22 protein-coding genes are annotated in these 20,929 nt (G+C 24.7%); 21 read left to right on the plus strand and 1 reads right to left on the minus strand.

Annotated features, from left to right (window positions below; translation table 11 throughout):
- The first annotated feature begins 2 nt into the window (after positions 1–2).
- From CURT_RS03780 to CURT_RS03850, 15 genes are all read left to right on the plus strand, one after another.
- Positions 3–641 carry a hypothetical protein gene (locus CURT_RS03780; protein ID WP_018713813.1) on the plus strand — a complete coding sequence of 213 codons (639 nt, stop codon included), beginning with the start codon at positions 3–5 and terminating at the stop codon, positions 639–641.
- 12 nt (positions 642–653) lie between these two features.
- Positions 654–1,430, plus strand: a complete 777-nt coding sequence (locus CURT_RS03785; RefSeq protein ID WP_018713812.1) for a hypothetical protein — start codon at positions 654–656, stop codon at positions 1,428–1,430.
- Positions 1,431–1,599: 169 nt separating this feature from the next.
- Entirely contained in the window at positions 1,600–2,502 is a 903-nt protein-coding gene (locus tag CURT_RS09405; RefSeq protein ID WP_018713811.1) for a hypothetical protein, read from the plus strand.
- 170 nt (positions 2,503–2,672) lie between these two features.
- On the plus strand, positions 2,673–3,317 hold the full coding sequence (locus CURT_RS09410; protein ID WP_018713809.1) for a hypothetical protein: 645 nt from the start codon (positions 2,673–2,675) through the stop codon (positions 3,315–3,317).
- Between the two features lie 61 nt (positions 3,318–3,378).
- Positions 3,379–4,401, plus strand: coding sequence for an IS1595 family transposase (locus tag CURT_RS03800; protein ID WP_018713961.1), 1,023 nt, complete (start codon positions 3,379–3,381; stop codon positions 4,399–4,401).
- An 11-nt stretch (positions 4,402–4,412) separates the two neighbouring features.
- Positions 4,413–5,237, plus strand: a complete 825-nt coding sequence (locus tag CURT_RS03805; protein WP_018713960.1) for a hypothetical protein — start codon at positions 4,413–4,415, stop codon at positions 5,235–5,237.
- Positions 5,237–6,319 (plus strand): site-specific DNA-methyltransferase, encoded by a 1,083-nt coding sequence (locus CURT_RS03810; RefSeq protein ID WP_115651837.1) that lies wholly within the window; start codon positions 5,237–5,239, stop codon positions 6,317–6,319. Before CURT_RS03805 ends, CURT_RS03810 begins: the two co-directional genes overlap by 1 nt.
- Positions 6,320–6,643: 324 nt before the next feature.
- A complete protein-coding gene (locus CURT_RS09415; RefSeq protein ID WP_018712914.1) occupies positions 6,644–7,564 on the plus strand; it encodes a hypothetical protein in 921 nt (306 codons plus the stop codon).
- 76 nt (positions 7,565–7,640) lie between these two features.
- Positions 7,641–8,501, plus strand: coding sequence for a hypothetical protein (locus CURT_RS09420; RefSeq protein ID WP_018712915.1), 861 nt, complete (start codon positions 7,641–7,643; stop codon positions 8,499–8,501).
- A gap of 119 nt (positions 8,502–8,620) precedes the next feature.
- Positions 8,621–9,289 carry a hypothetical protein gene (locus tag CURT_RS03825; protein WP_154646918.1) on the plus strand — a complete coding sequence of 223 codons (669 nt, stop codon included), beginning with the start codon at positions 8,621–8,623 and terminating at the stop codon, positions 9,287–9,289.
- 741 nt (positions 9,290–10,030) lie between these two features.
- A complete protein-coding gene (locus tag CURT_RS03830; RefSeq protein ID WP_018712918.1) occupies positions 10,031–10,486 on the plus strand; it encodes a hypothetical protein in 456 nt (151 codons plus the stop codon).
- 14 nt (positions 10,487–10,500) lie between these two features.
- Positions 10,501–10,707 (plus strand): hypothetical protein, encoded by a 207-nt coding sequence (locus CURT_RS03835; RefSeq protein ID WP_018712919.1) that lies wholly within the window; start codon positions 10,501–10,503, stop codon positions 10,705–10,707.
- A complete protein-coding gene (locus tag CURT_RS03840) occupies positions 10,704–11,123 on the plus strand; it encodes a hypothetical protein (RefSeq protein ID WP_018712920.1) in 420 nt (139 codons plus the stop codon). The genes CURT_RS03835 and CURT_RS03840 overlap by 4 nt, the downstream gene beginning before the upstream one ends.
- Positions 11,124–12,777: 1,654 nt before the next feature.
- Entirely contained in the window at positions 12,778–13,152 is a 375-nt protein-coding gene (locus tag CURT_RS03845; RefSeq protein ID WP_018712922.1) for a C1 domain-containing protein, read from the plus strand.
- Between the two features lie 50 nt (positions 13,153–13,202).
- A complete protein-coding gene (locus tag CURT_RS03850) occupies positions 13,203–13,808 on the plus strand; it encodes an MBL fold metallo-hydrolase (protein WP_018712923.1) in 606 nt (201 codons plus the stop codon).
- On the opposite strand, the gene CURT_RS03855 is transcribed toward CURT_RS03850, so the two are convergent.
- A complete protein-coding gene (locus tag CURT_RS03855) occupies positions 13,805–14,896 on the minus strand; it encodes an FtsW/RodA/SpoVE family cell cycle protein (RefSeq protein WP_018712924.1) in 1,092 nt (363 codons plus the stop codon). The two genes, CURT_RS03850 and CURT_RS03855, sit on opposite strands and share 4 nt — an antisense overlap.
- 53 nt (positions 14,897–14,949) lie before the next feature.
- Here CURT_RS03855 and CURT_RS03860 point away from each other — a divergent pair, with 53 nt between their 5' ends.
- From CURT_RS03860 to CURT_RS03885, 6 genes are read left to right on the plus strand one after another with little or no spacing between them, the layout of a single operon-like run.
- Positions 14,950–15,912 (plus strand): RluA family pseudouridine synthase, encoded by a 963-nt coding sequence (locus CURT_RS03860; protein ID WP_018712925.1) that lies wholly within the window; start codon positions 14,950–14,952, stop codon positions 15,910–15,912.
- On the plus strand, positions 15,842–17,044 hold the full coding sequence (locus CURT_RS03865; RefSeq protein WP_018712926.1) for a fibronectin type III domain-containing protein: 1,203 nt from the start codon (positions 15,842–15,844) through the stop codon (positions 17,042–17,044). The genes CURT_RS03860 and CURT_RS03865 overlap by 71 nt, the downstream gene beginning before the upstream one ends.
- A complete protein-coding gene (trmB, locus tag CURT_RS03870) occupies positions 17,044–18,201 on the plus strand; it encodes a tRNA (guanosine(46)-N7)-methyltransferase TrmB (protein WP_018712927.1) in 1,158 nt (385 codons plus the stop codon). Before CURT_RS03865 ends, trmB begins: the two co-directional genes overlap by 1 nt.
- On the plus strand, positions 18,198–18,869 hold the full coding sequence (locus CURT_RS03875) for a cell division ATP-binding protein FtsE (RefSeq protein ID WP_018712928.1): 672 nt from the start codon (positions 18,198–18,200) through the stop codon (positions 18,867–18,869). Before trmB ends, CURT_RS03875 begins: the two co-directional genes overlap by 4 nt.
- Positions 18,856–19,665 carry a cell division FtsX domain-containing protein gene (locus CURT_RS03880; protein ID WP_018712929.1) on the plus strand — a complete coding sequence of 270 codons (810 nt, stop codon included), beginning with the start codon at positions 18,856–18,858 and terminating at the stop codon, positions 19,663–19,665. The genes CURT_RS03875 and CURT_RS03880 overlap by 14 nt, the downstream gene beginning before the upstream one ends.
- Positions 19,662–20,909 carry a murein hydrolase activator EnvC family protein gene (locus CURT_RS03885; RefSeq protein ID WP_018712930.1) on the plus strand — a complete coding sequence of 416 codons (1,248 nt, stop codon included), beginning with the start codon at positions 19,662–19,664 and terminating at the stop codon, positions 20,907–20,909. The genes CURT_RS03880 and CURT_RS03885 overlap by 4 nt, the downstream gene beginning before the upstream one ends.
- Positions 20,910–20,929: the final 20 nt, after the last annotated feature.

The following is a 20,929-nucleotide window of genomic DNA, read 5'->3' on the forward strand; positions in this document are numbered from 1 at the left end:
CTATGGAAACGATAAAAATAAAAAATTACTTAGCTACTTTATATCTCATAAATGCCACCATTTGGACAGTTGTTACAATAGTTGTCTTTTTTGATGGCGATGTTTCTTTTATTTTGAAATTTGGACTTTTGACAATGTGGATGAGCTTTGGATTAAATACTTTTATATGGGCGAAAAATAGTAAAGATAATTATATGGAATTTAATAGTTTTGGCATAAAATTTATTAATAATAAAGGTGAAAACCTTATAAAATTTAGTGAAATTTTAGATATTAAAAGAACATTTGGATTTACAAATTTCCAAACTTCAAAAAATATTAAAATAATTATTTTAGTTTGTATTATGCTTTATTTTTTGGTAATTATTTTAAATAGCAAAAGTTTAAATGATAGACTTGAAATTTTATATATTTTATTTGCTATGATTTTTATGCTTTTTATTTTTCCAGCTATTTTACTAAGAATTATAAACAAATCAAGGATTGATATTTTTTATGATAGTCTCATAATTTATTCAAAAAGTGGTGAAATTTTAGAAATTATAATCTTAAATAAAGCCCAGTATCAAAAAATTAGGCGGTTTTTTATGAAATATACTCATAAAAACCTTAATAAAATAAAAAAAGAATTGATTATATAAGAAGGAATTTTTATGTCAAGAGAACAAGTTGCAAATAGAAAATTAGATGAAGTTGAAAAATATGTTGTGGATAAAATCAAAAATGTAAATTTAAATAATTCTCAAATTTCAGATAATAAAATAAATTCAATTAAACGAGATTATAATAAAGAGCCAATATTAATTCCAAATAAAGCTTTGGGTATTAACTTTTTATTTCTTATTTGCTCTTTGGCATTTATGTTTTTATTTGCTTTTATTTTCGGAGTGGAAATTAATTTTAAAAATTGGTCTGGTCAAGGTGCTTTGGCTGGTGCTCTCTTTTCAATAAAAGAATTTTTTACTGCAAGATATCAAAATATCAAATTTACAAACTCAAAAATTGAAATTATAGAAAATGAAATTATTGTTCAAAGTATAGAAAATAATAGTATTTATAAACTATTTTTGAATTATAGCAATGCTTATAGCTTTGAAAATAAAATTCCTATCTCGAAAGAGTTAATTATTTTTTCATTATTATTACTTGGAATATCTATTTTATATTTTAAGGGCTTTGGGGTATTTGCAATGCTTATAGTTGCTCCAATTTTAGGATATTTTATTCCTAGAATTTATATATTTGGTAAAAATAGATTTAAAATGTCAAAATCTTTAGCTATATGCTATGAGAAAGATAATAAAAAAGAATTTATAAATATACTAATTAAACCCGATTGGTATTTTGAGATAAAAGAATATTTTAAAAATGCAAAAAATATAAATATAAATAAAAACAAAGTTGTTTTTTCGGTATTTGATAATATTTAAAGGAGTAAATATGAGTAGAGAAATCGTTGCTAAAAAAACAGCTTGAAATTTAACTATAAAAATAACAAATTTTTTTAAAAACATTTAAACTAAGATAAAATTTGAATAATATTTAAGATTTAAAATATTAAAATAAAATAGTTTTTATTAAAACAGCAAAGGCTAAAATTTGAGTGATGATAAAAGAGAAAAACTTAGAGAATATTTGAGAAATAATAGACCTAAAAATAGTGTAAATTTAGGTAATAGCTCTGATAATAAAGAAAAATCTAATAAAAATTTGGAAAATAATTTAAATTTGGATAACTCAATTTTAGACAATTCTCAAATTTCAAACAATAAAATAAATTCAAATAAAAGAGATTACGATAAAGAACCGATTATTTTAAAAGACTATACGGCATATATGAAATTTCACTATTTTTTATATATTTCTTTTTGGGTTGCGGCTTCTTTTTTGCTATTTTTATATACTGCTTCAATTTATGAAAAATATGATATTGGCTTAAATATATTTCATTTTTTAATAGTTTTTATGATTTTTATATTGTTTGATATTTCTATATTTCATAACTTAACTTCCACAAATTCAGTGACAAAAATTTATAATAATAGAGTTGAAATTTTTGAGAATGGATTTCTTAAAACTAAATTTTATATAAATAGTAAAGACAAAATAGAATTTTATACGTTTAAATCTTTTTTTAGAAATTATTTTATAATGTTTTTATTGATATTTTTATTGATATTTTTTGATAATAAATTTGAAGCATTAATAGTGCTATTATTTGTTATATTATCAATTATTATCGGACTTTTTTATAATATTTTAATCACTTCATATATTTATAAAAAATCAAACAAAACACTTAAACATTTCTTTAAACATTATGGTAAATTTCATATAGATGTTGGTTGGGATAGATACTCAAAATTTTCATATTATATAGTAGAGCATAAAGGAATTTCAATGTTTTATTTTAATGAAAATGACTATTTAGAGTTAAAAAAATATTTTCAAACAGTTCATAATAAAAATTTGGATAAAGATATAAAATTATTTAAATTTTAAGGAGTAAAAATGAGTGATTTCACAAGAATTAATAAAGTAAATAGCGAGCTAGATAAAGTAGAAAAAAGATACTTAAACGACAATAAAAATGTAGATGATTTAAGAAACTAATCCAGAATTATTTCAGCTGCATTATGATGGTTTTACTAAAACAACAAAAAGGTTAAAATTTGAGTGATGATAAAAGAGAAAAACTTAGAGAATATTTAAGAAATAATAGACCTAGAAATAATATAAATTTAGACAATAACTCTAATAATAAAGAAAAATCTAATAAAAATTTGGAAAATAATTTAAATTTGGATAACTCAATTTTAGACAATTCTCAAATTTCAAACAATAAGATAAATTCAAATAAAAGAGATTACGATAAAGAACCATTAATTATAAAAAATTATGATAAATTTATGGAATGGGGTAATTTTGCTTTTTCCAAAATGTTTGCAAGTTCAAACATAGTGTTATTTTGGTTTTTGCTGGTTAAAGAAGATCTTTTAATGGTATTTTTTATGTTATTTTTAATTGTTTCGATTTGCATTATTTTTTTATATATGCCTTACAGATATTATGTTATTAATAATGAATATAAAACCGTATTTTATAATAATAAAATATGCTATTATCAAAATAATAAACTTTTAAAAGAGACAATATTTATAGACAAGAACAGTGTTGAGATTGTTAGATTATTTTGGAATGATTTTGTTGATAACAAAATACCAATATTTCTGTTATATGGATTGGTTATATTTTTTTCATTTAAAGAGCCACTATGTTTGATTTATTTTTTAGGCTCTGTTAAAATATTTTATTGATTTTTAAGCTAATTTATATTATAATTTCCTATATAAAATAACGATAGTAAGGAGGTTTGCGATGAAAAATAAGACAACAGAGTTAGATATAATTTTACAGCTTTTTAACTCTCTTTCAAATGATGATAAAAAATCATTCATAAAAGAGATAAAAAATAAAGAAACTTCTAACAAAGTATCTATCAAAAAAGAGATTAAATATTGTCCTCATTGTAAATCTACTAAATTTGTTAAAAATGGAAAAAGTAGCAATACTCAAAGATTTTTATGTAGAGATTGTAATAAAACATTTACTACTACAAATAATACGATATTTTTTAGTGTTAAAAAAGATATAAAAACCTGGAAATTATATATTCATTGTATGATAGAAAAATATTCACTTAGAAAAACAGCTAAGATTTGTAATATTTCACTACCTACTGCATTTGCTTGGAGACATAAAATTTTAGATGCTTTGCAAATTATGATGAGTGAAGTTGAATTAAATGGAATAGTTGAAGCTGATGAAACTTTTATACCGCTATCTTTTAAAGGTAATCATAAAAATTTTAAATTGCCACGCTTAGCAAAGAAAAGAGGAACACCTGCTACTAAGCGTGGATTAAGTAGAGAGCAGGTCTGTGTAAGTTGTGGAATAAATTTAAATTGTTTATCTATTGCAAAAGTATCAAATCTTGGCAAACCTAAATTAAAAGATTTAGAAAAGGTTTTAAATGGTAAAATTATAAAAGATAGTATGTTTGTAACTGATAGTTTTAGAGCTTATTTAAAACTTGCAAAAGATATGGAGTTAAGTCATATTAGAATACCAAGAAACAAATATAAAGCTGGAACATTTAATATTCAAACTATAAATAGTTATCATAGTAGATTGAAAGCAATGATAACTTATAATTTTAAAGGTGTTTCAACTAAATATCTTAATAACTATCTTGTTTATCATAATTTTGTAAATTTTGCAAAAGACAATAAAAATGACAAAGAGATAATTCTATTTGATTTTATACAAGAGAATGATTGTATAAGTAAATCTATTAACATCGCTAATAGACCAAATATACCATTGCCAGATGTGGCTTAGAAAGGGAAACAATGACACTATGGACACAAAACAGCTTAGAGCTTGCAAATAATTATGATTATTTAGACAGATTATATTCTGTTTATCCTGTAATATCTAATATAAGAAGAAATTTAGATCAAGAAACTATTAATGAATTATCATCCATGCTTACAAGTCCGCCAAATTTTGAACGAGGTAATTTATTAAGATTATTATTAAATTTAGATATTTTTCCTATTAAAGATTCTTATGTTGCATATCTTAGACGAGATAGAAGTGCAATTGATCGCAATCCAAATACTGTATGTAGAATTGAAAATATAATTGTAAATATGGGGCTTACAAATGTTTTGAATGAGATTACTAGACCTATTGAAGCAAATAGACAAATGGGTCAACATTTTAAAAATTGGGTAAATTCTACTAATTTTAATTTTGATAAAACAGATAATATAGATGTCTTTTTAAATACAGATACGCTAATGGTTTTTATTGGCAATGATAATATTATGTTAAATTTAGCAAAAGATATTTTTGGATACACAGGGAATAAAGGAATTGATTTTATTGCAAAAAGAGGTGAAAATGTAGCAATAGGAGAAGCTAAATTTCTTACAGATTTTGGTGGTCATCAAAATGCACAACTAAACGATGCTAAAAATATTTTACTAGATGGTTCTTTTACGCCTTGCGATTATCAAATTTTTCCTATTGCAATATTAGATGGTGTATTATATATTCAAAATACAGCCACTAGAATGACTAAAAATCATATGTCTGAGTTTGTTAATAATTCAACTAATGAACTTATAATGTCTGCATTATTGCTAAGTAGTTTTGTGGTTACGTTATAATGTCTATATCTTTAAATTATGATATAAAAAAGACTGAAATTGAAATTTTAGAAAAAATAAATAGATGTTCATCAGATAAATTAAATGTTATATATTCAGATCAAAAAACTAAACTTATATATCAAGATAATTTTCAAGCAATGTCTATTTTATTAAAAACATATAATAATAAAATAGATTTAGTTTATATAGATCCCCCTTTTAATACAGGTCAGGATTTTTTTTATTCAAATTCTAGAACATCTTCAATATCTAATTCAGAAACAGATAAATTAGCATATAGTGATATTTTTGAATTAGATGATTATCTAGAATTTATTAGAGAAAGACTTTTTTTGATTCATAAATTATTAAGCGATAAAGGAACTTTATATTTACATATTGATATAAAAATGGGACATTATATTAAAATTATATTAGATGAAATATTTGGAAAAGATAATTTTTTGAATGAAATTACTCGTATAAAATCAAATCCTAAAAACTTTAAAAGAAAAGCATATGGAAATATAAAAGATACAATTTATGTCTATGCTAAAAAAAAATGTATGCAAATTTTTAATGACATATCTATAAAACTTAGCGATGAAGAGCTTTTAAAAAAATTTCCTAAAATAGACAAAAATGGCGAAAGATATACTACTGTTCCTTGCCATGCACCAGGTGAAACACTAAATGGAAACACTGGAAAAAAATGGCGTGGCTTATTACCGCCAAAAGGAAGACACTGGAGAAGCTCTCCTGATGAATTAGAAATGTTAGATAAAACAGGTTTAATAGAATGGTCAAAAACAAACAACCCTCGCATTAAAAAATATGCAAAAGATCACAAAGGAAAAAAAATACAAGATATTTGGGGTAATTTTAAAGATCCACAATATCCAAAATACCCAACTGAAAAAAATTTAGAAATGTTAGAGCTTATTGTAAAGCAATCGTCTAATGAGAATTCTATTATAATGGATTGTTTTTGTGGTAGTGGCTCCTTTTTAATTGCAGGTTTAAAAAATAATCGTAATGTTATCGGAATAGATATAAGTGAGCAAAGTATGAAAATTTCAAAGCAAAATATTATAAAATAAAAATTTAATTTTTTAATAAAATCAATAAAATATTTTAACAGAGCCATTTTTTATATTTAATAATGGTAGCTGGTTCATATGTATTAGTTAAATTATTTTTGCATTATAATATAAATAATAGTTTTATATGTTTTACAAATTTTTCATCAGTATATTTGGTCGATAGTATAAATAAAAAAAATGATTTTTATTTATACTTTACTGCCAAAAATGATTATAAAAAACTGAGAAAGTATTTTTTATATAAATTTAATATAGACTTAAATAATACAAAAAAAGATTTTTTTAGTATGTATAATTAATAAAAACAAAAAAGGCTAAAATTTGAGCGATGATAAAAGAGAAAAACTTAGAGAATATTTAAGAAATAATAGACCTAAAAATAGAGCAAATTTAGATAATAACTCTAACAATAAAGAAAAATCTAACAAAAATTTAGAAAATGATTTAAATTTGGATAATTCAAATTTAAATAATAACTTAAATTTGGACAATTCTCAAATTTCAGATAATAAAATAAATTCGAATAAAAGAGATTACGATAAAGAGCCATTAATCTTAAAAGATTACACAGAGCATATGTCTATGCACTTAGGATTATGTTTGATAGTTAGCTTTTTTATTTTTTTAAATTTTTCTAGTTTTTTTGAAGAATATGACTACGGAAATATAAATTTAATTTTTTTATTTGTTAATATGCTATTATTTATTGTATTTTTATTCATTGATATTTATTTGTTTATTTTTTTTAATTCAGTTAATCGTATTGTAGTTCTTTATAATTCATATGCCATATTTTATGAAGAAAATAAAATCACAAAAGAGTTTTTTCTTAAAGGTAAAAATATTGGAGTTAATTCTTTTTTTCATATGGTAAAAAGTATTATTTTTTTTATTATTCCAGTTCTTATTGTTTTAGTGATTTTGGAATCAATGGAAAAAGGTTTTTTATTTGGCTTTTGTTCATTATTTATCTTCATAGTTTCATTTATTACAATTATTTGCTACGATTTTTTATTTAGAAAAATTATTTATAAAAATATAAATGGTAATTTAAATGGATTCTATGACAACTGGCTAAAACTTCACATAGAAATTGGTTGGGAAAGGATGAGTGACCTTGTTACCAGAAGAGGAATTTCGCTATTTTTCTTTAACGAAAAAGACTATAAAGACCTAAAAGAATATATTCAAATAGTTTTTGATAAAAATTTAGATAAAGATATCAAATCAATTTCGGAATAAGAAGGAAATTATAAATAGAGAAAACATTATAAAAAACAGCTTGAAATTTAATTATAAAACAACAAAAGGGTCCAATTTGAGTGATGATAAAAGAGAAAAACTTAGAGAGTATTTAAGAAATAATCGACCTAAAAGTAAAATAAATTTAGGCAATAGCTCTAATAATAAAGAGAATTCTAATAAAAATTTGGAAAATGAATTAAATTTGTGTAATTCGAATTTAAACAATGACTCAAATTCAAAAACCTTAAAAAATAGTTTAGATAATTCTCAAATTTCAAATAATAAAACAAATTCAAATAAAAGAGATTATGATAAAGAACCGTTGATTATAAGAGATTACAATATGCACGAAACAGCCTTTTTTGCAGTTATTCTTTTGCTATTCTTTTTGTTTGATTTTATTTTTAATGACACAAGTGAGTTTTTCACTCCAAAAAGAGTTGTTTTTATATTTATTCTTTTGGAAATTATTTTAGAATTATTTAAGTGTTTTTATAAAACTATTATTTTTTATGATTCAAAAATTGTCTATAAAAAAGGAAGCGATACAGCACTTGAAATAAATTTAAGCGACATAGTTGGAGTTTATAAAACTGCTATGTGTAATGAAAATTTTCAAACCCAAAAATTTATTTCTAAAAAACTTTTTATTTTTGCTGCAGTTTTGGTCGGACTTGTTATGATTATTTTTGATTTTAATACATTTATATTCTTTTTTGGATGGATTTTTGCTATATTTTTTGGTGGCAAATTTATATTTTTTGTTCTTTTAAATAAAAAAATTGGTTTTAAAATTTATACTAGTTATTTAATAAAAACAGAGAAAAACATCATAAATTTTTTGCCAAAAGAAAGTGATAATATGGAAATAAAAAGATATTTCTTTGATAAATTAAAATATATAAAATTTGATAAACAATTACTTATTAGCTAAACAAGGAGAAAACAATGTCAAATACAAATACAAGAATTAATACTGCTCTTAAAGAGCTATCTAAGGCACAACAAGAATTAGGCTACTATTGATATTTTAATGCTGGATTTGTTAAAATGATGAGAAATAAATTTAAAGAGAATATGTTTATGAAAGATAAACTTATAGAGCATCTTAGAAAAAAAGAGAATCATTATAAAGACCGTGCTTATTTCAAAAATCTGTATATGTATTGGGCTATGTATTTATTAGTTTTTATTATTCCTAATTCTATTTTTGAAATTTTGCCATTTACAAAAGATTTTTTTATCTGTTTATTTAGCGATATTCCACTTTTAAAAAATTTATTAAATAACCCCAAATATCCAGACTATGTAGTTTTTTATGTCTGTTTAATAAGTGTAATAACTATTATTTTTGCATTTAAATTAATATATGATTATTTTTATTTTAGAATATATGAATTTGGAATGTTTGATATATATAAAATAAAAAATACAAATTATAAAAAAGCCAAAGACGGTAATAAAATTAAGACTTTTTTGATTGTTTTTATAATTGAACCAATTATTATAGGAGTAATGATATGGTCTTTTTATTTTTATAACGGCTTTTTAGAAAGCGATTTATTTGCTAACGAGGGAAATATATCAAATCTTTTTCAAACTAGATTTGGTGCATTTTTTATGATGGTTATTTGGCAAGGATTTATGAGCATGTTTGTTGCTGGATATCCAGTTTACTTTGTTGATTGCGTGCATGATATTTTAAAAAAGGAGAAAAAATGAATAATTTTAGTAAATTTAAAGAGAATATTTTTATGAGATATAAACTTATAGAGTAAAAAAGAAAAATGACTAAAAATAACATTTACCTACTCTATATTGTAAATGGAGAATGACTGTGAATATTTTTAAACAAATACTTATATTTTTATCTTACTTATCAACTGTTTTTACTATATTTTTTGTTTGGTGGGGTGGGGCAATTTTTGGAACAATGTCTATTTTTACAATTTCTTTTTTATTTATTTTTTTAATTTTATTTGTGTTAGTGTTTTTAATCTCAAAACTAGTGGAAAAATTTTTTAAAAAAGATTCTATTAAAAATAAAACTCAAAAAATTTTTTCTAAAAAATTTAAAAAAATTATTTTAATTACAAGTATCATATTGTTACCTTTTTTAATATTTTTTTACACATAAATTTGTATATAAAAAACCACCTTTTTTAATAGACTTCATTGTAAATAATAAAGAGAGTAAAGTTGTTGATTATTTAAATAAGAATGTCTCAAATGATACAAATATGCAAAATTATTTGATTAAACAGGGTTTTGATTGCGAATTTGAAAATTCAAAAATGAGATGTGTTTTTGAAGATTTTTTCTATAGAGATTATAGAAGAATTGTTGTCTTGAAAGATAAAAAAATAAAGATATTACGATAAAAGAAGTTATTTGATTTAATGCTTTAAATATAAATATTTAGTTTTGATTTATTTAAAAGGCTAAATTTATAAAGGATAGAAAATGCAAGTAGAACAAGAAAAACTTATTTTTATAATGAAGCAAAAAAAAGGAATAATAATTGTTTTATACTATATATTTGCTACTCTTTGGGATTTAGCTACAGCATTTATCTGCATAATCTTTATGACTTTAGATAATGTCATTCCAAATATAATGGGATTTTTGATTTTAGTTTTTATACCATACCAGTTTTTTTGTATGTTTGATATAAAAGAAGTTGTTTGTTATGAAGATTATTTACTAATTAAAAGAAAATTTTTTACTAAAAAAATTTTTTATAACCATCTAAAATATTATTGCTTTATGAGAGCAGTTAGAACTAAAATATTAGGACTTAGATTCAAAAAATATAGACTTACAGTAGCCATTAATGAATATATGTTTAAACCAAGTGATATCCAAGAATTTATAAAAATCCTAGAAAGTAAAAAAATATCAAAGTATTCGCTATTTTGAAAAAGGAGGTTTAAATGCAAGGTTATGTATATACAAAAGATAATAACAGAACAAAGGAAGCAGTAGTAGTTGATAAAAATAGTGGAAAAACTATAGCATTATCAAGTTTTAGTGATGGCACCATTAGTGAAGGAATGAAAACTGTTGCAGAAACTGCTAAAGGTGTGGCACGAGAACTATTGCTGGTAAAGTATTTTAATAACTTAAAGGTCTCTTTATGAAATTAAATGCTGCTAAGAATAAAATAATAGTTCTTTTAGCAATATGTTTATCCGCTGTGTTTTTATTTGTAGGTTGTGATAGTCGTAAGTGCAGAACCAAAGAAAATGATAATGCAAATAAAATAATATTTCAAAGAATACGTAATTTTGAACACTTAGGTGGTGCATGGACTTGTTGTGTTGATGCACGAAGAGATTGTAGTATGATTTATGGGGCTAATGATTCTGATATGAAGATTTTACTGGAAGATTTATCAAAAGCCATCCATTTACCAAACATAAATTTAGAATTGTACGTGTATGAAGATACAAACCCAAAAGATAAAAATTTAAAACCAAAAGCTGGGCCAATAATGGTTATAAAAATAGATAAAACAAAAGGAGAACAAGATGCCAAAGGTTGCAATTTATACTGATATTTTTGGTAAAGATGAGAGACCTCATACTTTTTAGGGATAGCAGATGGTGCTGGTAATGCGATATATAAAGGGTTTGGACCAAGTGAGCATGGCTTAATTAAAGTTGGAAATGGAATTGTTAGTGATGAATAAAAATGAGATGCATGAATAGCAACACAAAATAGAATTTAATATATCGCAAAAACAATATGATGATTTAATAAGCAATATAGAAAAAAGTTCAAAAAATTCACCAAAATATCATTTGCCATCTGGTGCTCAATGTACTGTTTGGGCTATGGATATGTTGTATTAGTCAAATATTATAGATTCTTTTGGCATTTTTGAGCATTATACCGACATGAGAGAGAAATCCACTTGCTGGTTTTGCTCAAACTTTATTAATAAATCCATATATTCAGTTTTTTGGAAGTATTATAGATAATTTTTTTTAGAATCAATGAGGCATTAGATTATTGAAAAAATAAGTTTACCTCTCTAACCATCTACGACCCTTTAATCCTTGATTTAAATGGTGATGGTATAAAAACTATGTAATAGAAATTTATCCAGATGAGTATATTGGCAAACAAGAAACAACTGGAGATGAAATTCTAAATCTAATAAAAAATTAAAATTTTTATTAAGAAAAATTATAGCTTTTTGGTAGATAAAATAGCTTATTACTTCATATTTTTTAAAATATTAGATATTAGTTCATCTATATCATTTATTATTAGTTTCTCATTGTTAGTTTTTTTAGTATTAGATTTAGCCTTTTCTACTTGATTAATGACTTCATATAGTGTTTTACCAATTGATATTGCTATCTCTAAATATTTTAGAATTTTTTTGTGTCCATGTTGTCTCCTTATTTATTTTGAAATTATGATAATAGTCTTTTATATTTGCTCATGTTTAAGTATTATTTGAAGTTTTTTATTGTCTTTGCTATTTTGTAAGCTGCAGAAACTCCTGTAATTATTAGATTTAGAATTTTAAATATCGCAATTTGGTTCATAATTTACTCCTTGATTATTTTTTAGAAATTATAGCTCTATAAAAAAACATCTGTTGTCCTATTCGTATCATATGATTGCTTTTTTAAAAAAATTATAATTTCAATATCATTAAAAACTTAAATTTTTTATCAACATCTTTACTAATTGATTTGCGAACTTTTTGCTTGAAATTTAGATGATATAGGGATTTAGAAAGCTAAATTTAGTATAATTTTGATCGTTTTTTATATAAGAGATACAAGAGTTTAGGCCGTTAAAAGACATTGACCCGATTTAATGGGATTGAAAAATTCATCTAATTAAGTAGTAATACATAAAATTAAAATTAAGCTAAAAGTAATTTTATATGATATTTTAATATTATATTAGGCAAGATGTTATAATTTAAATTAATAAAGTAATTAGGATTAAATTTTTATAGTGAAATTTTAAAGATATTAATAATCTTGCTTTAAAGATATCTTTAATAATGCATTTTAGTAAGTGTTGTAACAAATCATCATTATATAGTTAGTGGTGATTACGGTGCAACAAAAAGATACAAATTTATAAAAAATTTTAAAAAGTAAAATAAGAAATAATCAAATAATAACTAAAAAGATTTATAATTTTAAAAGTTGTAGATTTGCTGCATAAAAAGGGAAGAATAAATGGTATTTTTTTATAAAAAATGTGAAGTTTGTGGAAATAAAATGAGTATATTAAAAATATCTTTAAAAAATTCTACTGCATTAGAATGCAAAAATTGCAAAACTAAATATCAGGCAAAAGAGACTGTATTATATAGGGCAATTAATTTTTTGCTTATAGATTTATTTGGTGGTGCTTTTATAATACTTTTTTTATCCGCTTATACTGCTGTTTATATTGATAATAAAATTTATAAACTTGATGCTGGGTTGTTTTTTGGATTAATGGTATTTTTATGGTTAATTTTTTGTTTTATATTTTTGTTTTTTTATCTTTTAATTATATCAAATTTAATAAAATTTGAGATAATAGAAGAAAACAATAAAAAAGATTAAATATAAAAATAAATTTTAGAATTTGTTTAATTGTTTTAAAAAGGAAAAATATGAAAATTCTTAAAAAAAGCTTTGGGATTGCTGTAACAAATTGTTATATTTTAAAAGGCTCAAGTGGTGATATTGTAATAGATCCTGGCGAAAATGCATATGAGTGGGTTAAAATAAATTCATATAATATTTTAGCTGTTTTTAATACTCATGGTCATTTTGATCATGTATATGATGATTATAAATTTAAAGAAGATGGTGTTAGAATTTATATCCATAAAAATGATGCGTTTATGCTTGAAAATGATAATTTTAGTATGCTTAAAAAAACTTGCAAGGCAGATGTTTTAACTGCGGATAAAGATGAGTTTAAAGTAGGGGATTTTAAAGTTATTTTTCACCATTTTCCAGGGCATACTCCAGGGTGTTGTATGCTTGAAGTTTGTCAAAATGATGAAAAACCAGTACTATTTAGTGGGGATTTTTTATTTAAAAATAGCATTGGAAGATATGACTTTCCTTTTTCAAATGCCTTTGATATGAAGGAAAGTATTTTAAAAGTTTTAAGTTTTAAAGATGATTTTGAGCTTTTTCCAGGTCATGGAAATAGTAGTTTTTTAAGTGCTGAAAAACCAAATTTAGAGCATTTTTTAAACTATTTTTAAAGTTTATAACTATCTTTAAATTTAAAAGTAAGTAGATTTTGAAGCATTCCAAACAAACACATAAAAGTTATAAAGCTGCTTCCACCATAACTGAAAAATGGCAATGGAACGCCTACAACTGGTGCTAGCCCGATTGTCATTGAGATATTAACCCCTGCATAGATAAAAATTAAAACCCCAATGCTTGTCGCCACAACTCTTGTAAAGTAGTCTTCTTTTAGTTGGTAATTTAATGTAATTAAGTGTATTATTAAGCATAAATAAAGCCCCATTAAAAGCAAATTTCCCATAAAACCAAATCGCTCGCTATTATACGCAAAGATAAAATCACTTGTTGCAATTGGTAAAAATTTAAAGTGTGTTTGAGTGGCTTCATCTTTTGGTTTTCCACTCATTCCACCATTTGAGATAGCGATGATTGACTGCTTTACATGGTAGCTTGACTCTTCTGATAAAAACTCAGTTATTCTTTTTTTTTGATAATCATGCAAGCTTTGATACATCACAGGCGAAGCCACAGACATGGCTAAAAACAAGCTTATCCAAATTTTTTTATTAACATGAATTATAAATAGTGTCCCAAATCCGCCAAGTAAAAGTATCATAGCTGTTCCAAGGTCTGGCTCTTTAAGTATTAAAATAAATGGCAAAAGTATGATAAAGCTAAATTTTAAAAAACTTTTTAAGTCATATCCATCACTTGGTGGAGGATTTTTTTTAACCATATAAGCAAGCATTAGTATAAATGCTGGTTTTATGATTTCACTTGGTTGGATTGTAAAATTTATAAGAGGTATTTCAAGCCACCTTTTTGCGCCAAGCTTGCTTACGCCAAACAGATCAACGCTTATTAATAACACTATCCCAAACCAGTAAAAAAATGGAATTATCCATTCAAGTTTTCTAAAAGGAATTATAAAAAAAAATAAAAACACTCCAAAGCCAAGTGCGTAGTAGATGTATTGTTTAAAAGCTAAAATTTCATTTGCTTCAGATATTAAAATATGCGATAGCACTAAAATAGGAATTATAAAAATTAGCTGAACAAAGTCAAAATGTGCTAAAATACGCTTATCAAAAATTATCAATTATATCTCCATTTAAAATTTCTAAGTGGATTATAACAAAAAAAGGTATCAAATTGAGTGATTTTTTAGTAGATGAAAATTTAAGATTGGATGTTTTTGTAAGTAAAATGTTGCAAATATCAAGAAATAAAGCCTCAAATTTAGTAAAAAACGGTTTGGTTACTTTGGATAAAACACCTATTTTAAAGCCATCTTTTATAGTCGAAGTAGGAAAAAAAATTTCTATAAATTTGGATGAAAAAGAAGATAAAAAAGAAAATTTTAAAACTGATTTTAAAATACCAATAATTTATGAAGATAGTGATATTTTAGTTATAAATAAACCTGCAAATTTAGTAACTCATCCAGCACCAAGTGTAAAAGAACCAACTCTTTTAGACTGGCTTTTAGATAAAAACTATGCTCTTTCAAATTTAAACAATGCAAGAAAAGGTATTGTTCATAGACTTGATAAAGGTACAAGTGGTGCACTTGTTATAGCAAAAACAAATAAGGCACATTTAAATTTAGCTACCCAGCTAAAAGATAGAACAATGGGAAGAATTTACCTAGCTTTAATAAATTTAAGCTTAAAAGAAAACTTAGTAATTAATAGACCAATTGGTAGAAATCCCAAGAATCGTCTTAAAAAAGCGATTGTTCAAGGAGCAAGAGAGTCAAAAAGTGCTTTTTTAAATTTATATAGTGATGATGAGGTAAATTTAATTGCAGCAAAGCTTTTTAGTGGAAGAACTCATCAAATAAGAGTTCATCTTTCAAGTATAAATCGCTACATAATAGGTGATAATTTATATGGATTTAAGAGCCAAAATGATAAAATTGTTCGTTTAATGCTACACGCTTATATTTTATATTTCAAACATCCAATAACTGGGGAAAATATGAAATTTGTAGCAAATTTAGATAATGAATTTTTAAACTATAAAAATATTAAGGAGAAAGCGTATGAAAAATTTTCACCAAATTTTATTATTGGTAGTTTTGATGATTTTCATAGCTGGTTGTGCCTCACATAAAGTTCCTATGGTAAAAGATAGTTCTTTACCTGTAATAAATGATATTAGAACAGTTAGTTCTTCAAAATCAATTGGACTTGAGTGGAGCAATCCAAAAGATTTAGATGTGATGGGATACTACATTTATAGGGCCAATTTAAACGAGTCTTTAAAATTAGTGGGTACTATAAAAGATCGTTTTGCAACTCATTATTTAGATGATGGCTTAAGCCCTGCTACAACTTATAGATATGCTATTAAAACATTTGGTCAAAATGGCATTTCAGCAGATGGCATAGTAGTAAGTGCTAGCACTTCCAAAGGAATTGAAACAGTTTCATTTGCTCAAGCGATATACGGACTTCCTGAAAGAGTTAAACTTGTTTGGAGACCACATGCAAATTTAAAAGTTGGCTCATACATAATCGAGCGAAGAAAAGATGAAAAAAGTAGTTGGTCTAAAAAAGCCGAAGTTAAAGGGAGATTGAGTGCTGAATATATAGATAATAGCGTAAAAAGTGGAGAGATGTATCAATATAGAATTAGAGTAAAAACTCTTGATGGTGATATTTCAGAACCATCAAAGGTATTAACTGCTCAAACAAAAGAGCTTCCACTTGGTGTTATAAATCTTCAGGCTACAATTGATCAACCAAAAAAAATAATTTTAACTTGGGATAGTCCATTAAATGATGCTTTTTCGCATTATCAAATTTATACTTCAAGAGGATCTATTTTGCCACTTGTTCCACTTGCTAAAACAGATAAAAATAGCTATGAAGATTTGATTAATGCAAATGGGGCCAAGAGGTATTATAAAGTAACTTTAGTTGATAAAGACGGGCTTGAGAGCTTGGCTCAAGATGAGGCTATTATGGGGCAAACACTAGTTGCTGCAAAAGCACCTGTTTTAGGTGAGCCAATAATTGAAAAAAACTCTATATCACTTAACTGGCATACTGGGGCAAATTATGATAAATTTGTTCTTATAAGAGATGGTGGTGGTAGTACAAAAACAGTTGATAATATAAAAACAATGTCTTATGTAGATAGAGAAGTTGTAAAAGGAACAAAATATAGCTATAGAGTTTATAGTGTAGATGAATATAGCATAAACTCAAATGTATCAAATAAAATGAGTGTAGAGTTTTAATGCCAAATTTTAGAGTAAAAAAACTTAAAAATTTAACTCTTCCTTTTGAAAAAAATGGAGTGAAGTTTTTAAAACTTGCAAAAGGAAGAGTTGTAGATTTGCTTTTAACTGAAGTTTTTGGTGAAAAATTTTTTATAACCATAAAGCCTAGCAGGGATAAATTTATCATAAAATCTGAAAAAATTACCCGTCCAGCAAGGCTTGAAAACTTGCAAATTGCTCTAGAAATTTTTAGAGATGAATTTACTCAAGAGCTTATTACAAATTCAATTAATGCTAAAAAAAGCAAATTTAAAAAAAGTGAAATTGTAAAAGATGAATTAGAAGCAATAAATTTTTTAAACAGTTCTAGTAAAAAAGCAATTGAAATAGGCTTTGGTTCTGGAAGGCACCTCTTGTATAGAGCAAAAGAAAATCCTAAAATTTCGTATTTAGGTATTGAGATTTATAAACCATCAATTGATCAAGTCGAAAATTTAGCTATAAAAGATAAGCTTTTAAATTTGGCTTTACTAAACTGTGATGCAAGAAGTTTTTTAAGTTTAGTTAAGTCAAATTCTGTTGATTTTATCTATTTGCACTTTCCAGTTCCATGGGATGATTCGCCACATAGAAGAGTAATTTCAAAAAGCTTTTTAGAAGAGGCTAAAAGAGTTTTAAAAGTTAATGCTAGATTTGAATTAAGAAGTGATAGTAGAAATTATAGTGAGTTTAGCATAAATGAAATGCTTGATTTAAACGGTGTTAGCTTAGAAATTTATAAGAATAAAAATTTAGAAATTTCAAGTAAATATGAAGATAGATGGAAAAAACAAGATAAAGATATTTATGATATTATTATGATAAACAATGACTTATCAGATGATATTTCAAATTTCAAAGAGTTAGAGTTTCCAAAATTTGATCCTTTAAAAATAGCTTTAAATTTTAAACACGAAAAGTTTAAATTTGATGATTTTTTTATAAATTTTGAAGAAATTTATAAATTTAGTGATGATGAAATTTTATTAAAACTCTCTTTTGGAGATTTTAGTGTTAATGAAAATAGATTTATTTACATTTCAAGCGAAGTTAGTAAGTACTATATAAACTCACCGCTTCCAACTAAAACAAATCAAAAAGCGCATGAAAAAATAAAGGAAATTTTACTAAAATGACAGATATTATCAAAGCTTCAAATTTAACTCTTGGATATCACGGCTCAAGTCCTGTTATAAATGGTGCAAATTTTAGTATTAAAACAAAGGACTTTATAGTAATTACGGGAGAAAGTGGAAGTGGAAAATCAACACTCTTAAAATCATTTTATGGCGGAATTAATATAAAAGGTGGCGATTTAGAAGTTTGCTTTTATGATTTAAAAAACAGATCCGCTAGAAATTTAAGGCATCTTAGACAAAAAATAGGAATTGTTTTTCAAGATTATAGACTAATTGCTGAATGGACTATTGAAAAAAATATCAGACTTCCTTTAGTTATCGCAGGATACGGTGAAAAAGAGTGCGATGCTCAGGTTGAAAATCTTTTAAAAAGAGTTAAGCTTTTTCATAAAGTTGGCAAATATCCACTTGAAATAAGTGGTGGTGAGCAACAAAGAGTTGCTGTGGCAAGGGCATTGGCACAAAATCCTCAATTGATTTTATGTGATGAACCAACAGGAAATTTAGATGATGTGTCAAGTGAGATGATTTGGAGACTTTTAAGGCTTGCAAATGATAAATGGAATGCAACAGTTGTTGTAGTAACTCATAGAGCACCATCAAGTTTAAAATTTAATTTTAGACATTTTAGAATATCAGAAGGAGCAGTATTTGAAGAGCGTTAGGACACATTTTGGCGTTATTATTTCTCTTATTGGACTTTTGTTTTCTATACAGTTTAGCTTTTTTGTAAATACTTTAGTAAATGAGTATGAAAAAATAATAAAAGATGAATATAGCATAATCTTAGTTTCAAAAAAAGCACTTGATTTAAATAGCCTAAAATTAGATGAAATTCAAAATTTAAATGAAATAAGTTCTAAAAATATGCTTGAGAGTTTACAAAACAAAGTTTCAAAAGAGGCAATTGTAAAAGTTAGCCAAAACCTTCCTAAATTTTATAGCGTAAATTTGAAATTTTTTCCAAGCAATGAACAGCTTGAATTTATTAATCAAAAATTACAAAAAATAGATGGTGTAAGTAGAGTTGAAATTTTTTCAAAATCGCATAGTAGCACATATAAGCTTCTTTTATTTATTAAAGTTTTAGTTTTTTCTTTTTCTGTTTTAGTTGCTATTTTAGGAGTTATGCTTATGCTAAAACAGATGAAAATTTGGACTTTTGAGCATAAAAACAGAATAGAAGTTATGAACTTATTTGGTGCTCAATACCTTACAAAAAGTATTTTTTTATATAAACTAGCTTTTTGGGATAGTTTAATAGCTGCACTTTTAGTGTGTGGATTTTTCTTTATATTACCTAATTTTGCTATTTATAAAAGTTTTATTTCAACTATTGCATTACCTTTAACATATACTTTAACAATAGATCAAATTTTACTCATTTTTGCCATGTCTTTAAGTATTGCTTTTGTATCTGCAACTTTTGTTATGCTTGGTATTAAAGAAGAGATTTTATGAAAAAAATAGCTCTTTTTTTACTTGTTTTTAGCTATATTTTTGCAGAGCAAAGCACAAAAGACAAGATAGAATTAACAAATAAAAACATAGCTGTAAAAAAAAGTGAAGAAAAAAATCTATCTAAAAAAATTGATGAACTTGGAGTTTTGATAGTAAAAGAAAGTGCTGAGTTAAAAAAAACAAATGCTCAAATCGATGAAATAACTGGCTTAGTTGTAAATTTGTCACAAAAATATAAAGATGAAGCTTTAGAGCTAGATGAGTTAAATAAACAAACTGATGAGTTAGTAAAAATTAAATTAGAACTTGAGAAAAAAATCACTGAATTAATAGTAGAAGATTTTTCTTTTAATCTAATACAAGATAGTGATATAAAAACCCATGAAGCACTTATCTCAAATGAAGTTTTTGCATCTTTAAGTGATGTTTTTAGAAAAGATATTGCAAATTTAGTTATAACCCACGATGAAGCAAGTAAAACAATTGATAAAAAAAACAAAGAAATTTTAGATTTGGAAAAAAATTTAAAAGAGTATAGTGCAAAAAAAGAAGAACTTTCAAATGCTCAAAAAAAGCAAAAAAAATTGGTTGAAAATTTAAATAAAAACAAAGAGGATTATATTCAAAAATTAATTAATACCCAAAAACAAAGTGAAGCTCTAGCTTCTACTTTAGAAGAACTTAAAATTATTGATGATAAAGAAGAAAAAGCCAAAGCTAAAAAAATAGCTCAAAAAAATGCACAAAAACAAGAAGCTCAGCCAGAAATTCTACAAAGAGATAAAAGAGTTGAAGATATTGATAAAAAAGTCAAACTTTATGGCTCAAGCTACAAAGAAAGTAGAGTTAAAAAATATGTTGGCTCTAAAACTATTTCTCCGTTAAAAAATGCCTTTGTAAAGAGAAAATTTGGAAATTTTATAGATCCAGTTTATGATATAAAAATATTTAATGAATCAGTTATTTTAAGCTCAAACACACAAAATGCACAAGTTTATAATGTTCTTGATGGAAAAGTTATATTTGCTAAAAGTACACCGGTTTTAGACAATGTTATAATTGTTGAAAACAAAAATGGCATTCATACAATATACGCAAATTTAAGCCAAATCGCTCCAACTATAAAAAATGGAAGTGTTATAAAAAAAGGCTATTCTATCGGAAGAGTAAAAAGCGATTTAACATTTGAAGTTACGCAAAAAAACTTTCACATAGATCCGCTTGAATTAATTTCATTAAAATAAACTCACATTATGCTAATTTA

Source organism: Campylobacter ureolyticus, assembly GCF_013372225.1.
Taxonomy (GTDB): Bacteria; Campylobacterota; Campylobacteria; order Campylobacterales; family Campylobacteraceae; genus Campylobacter_B; species Campylobacter_B ureolyticus.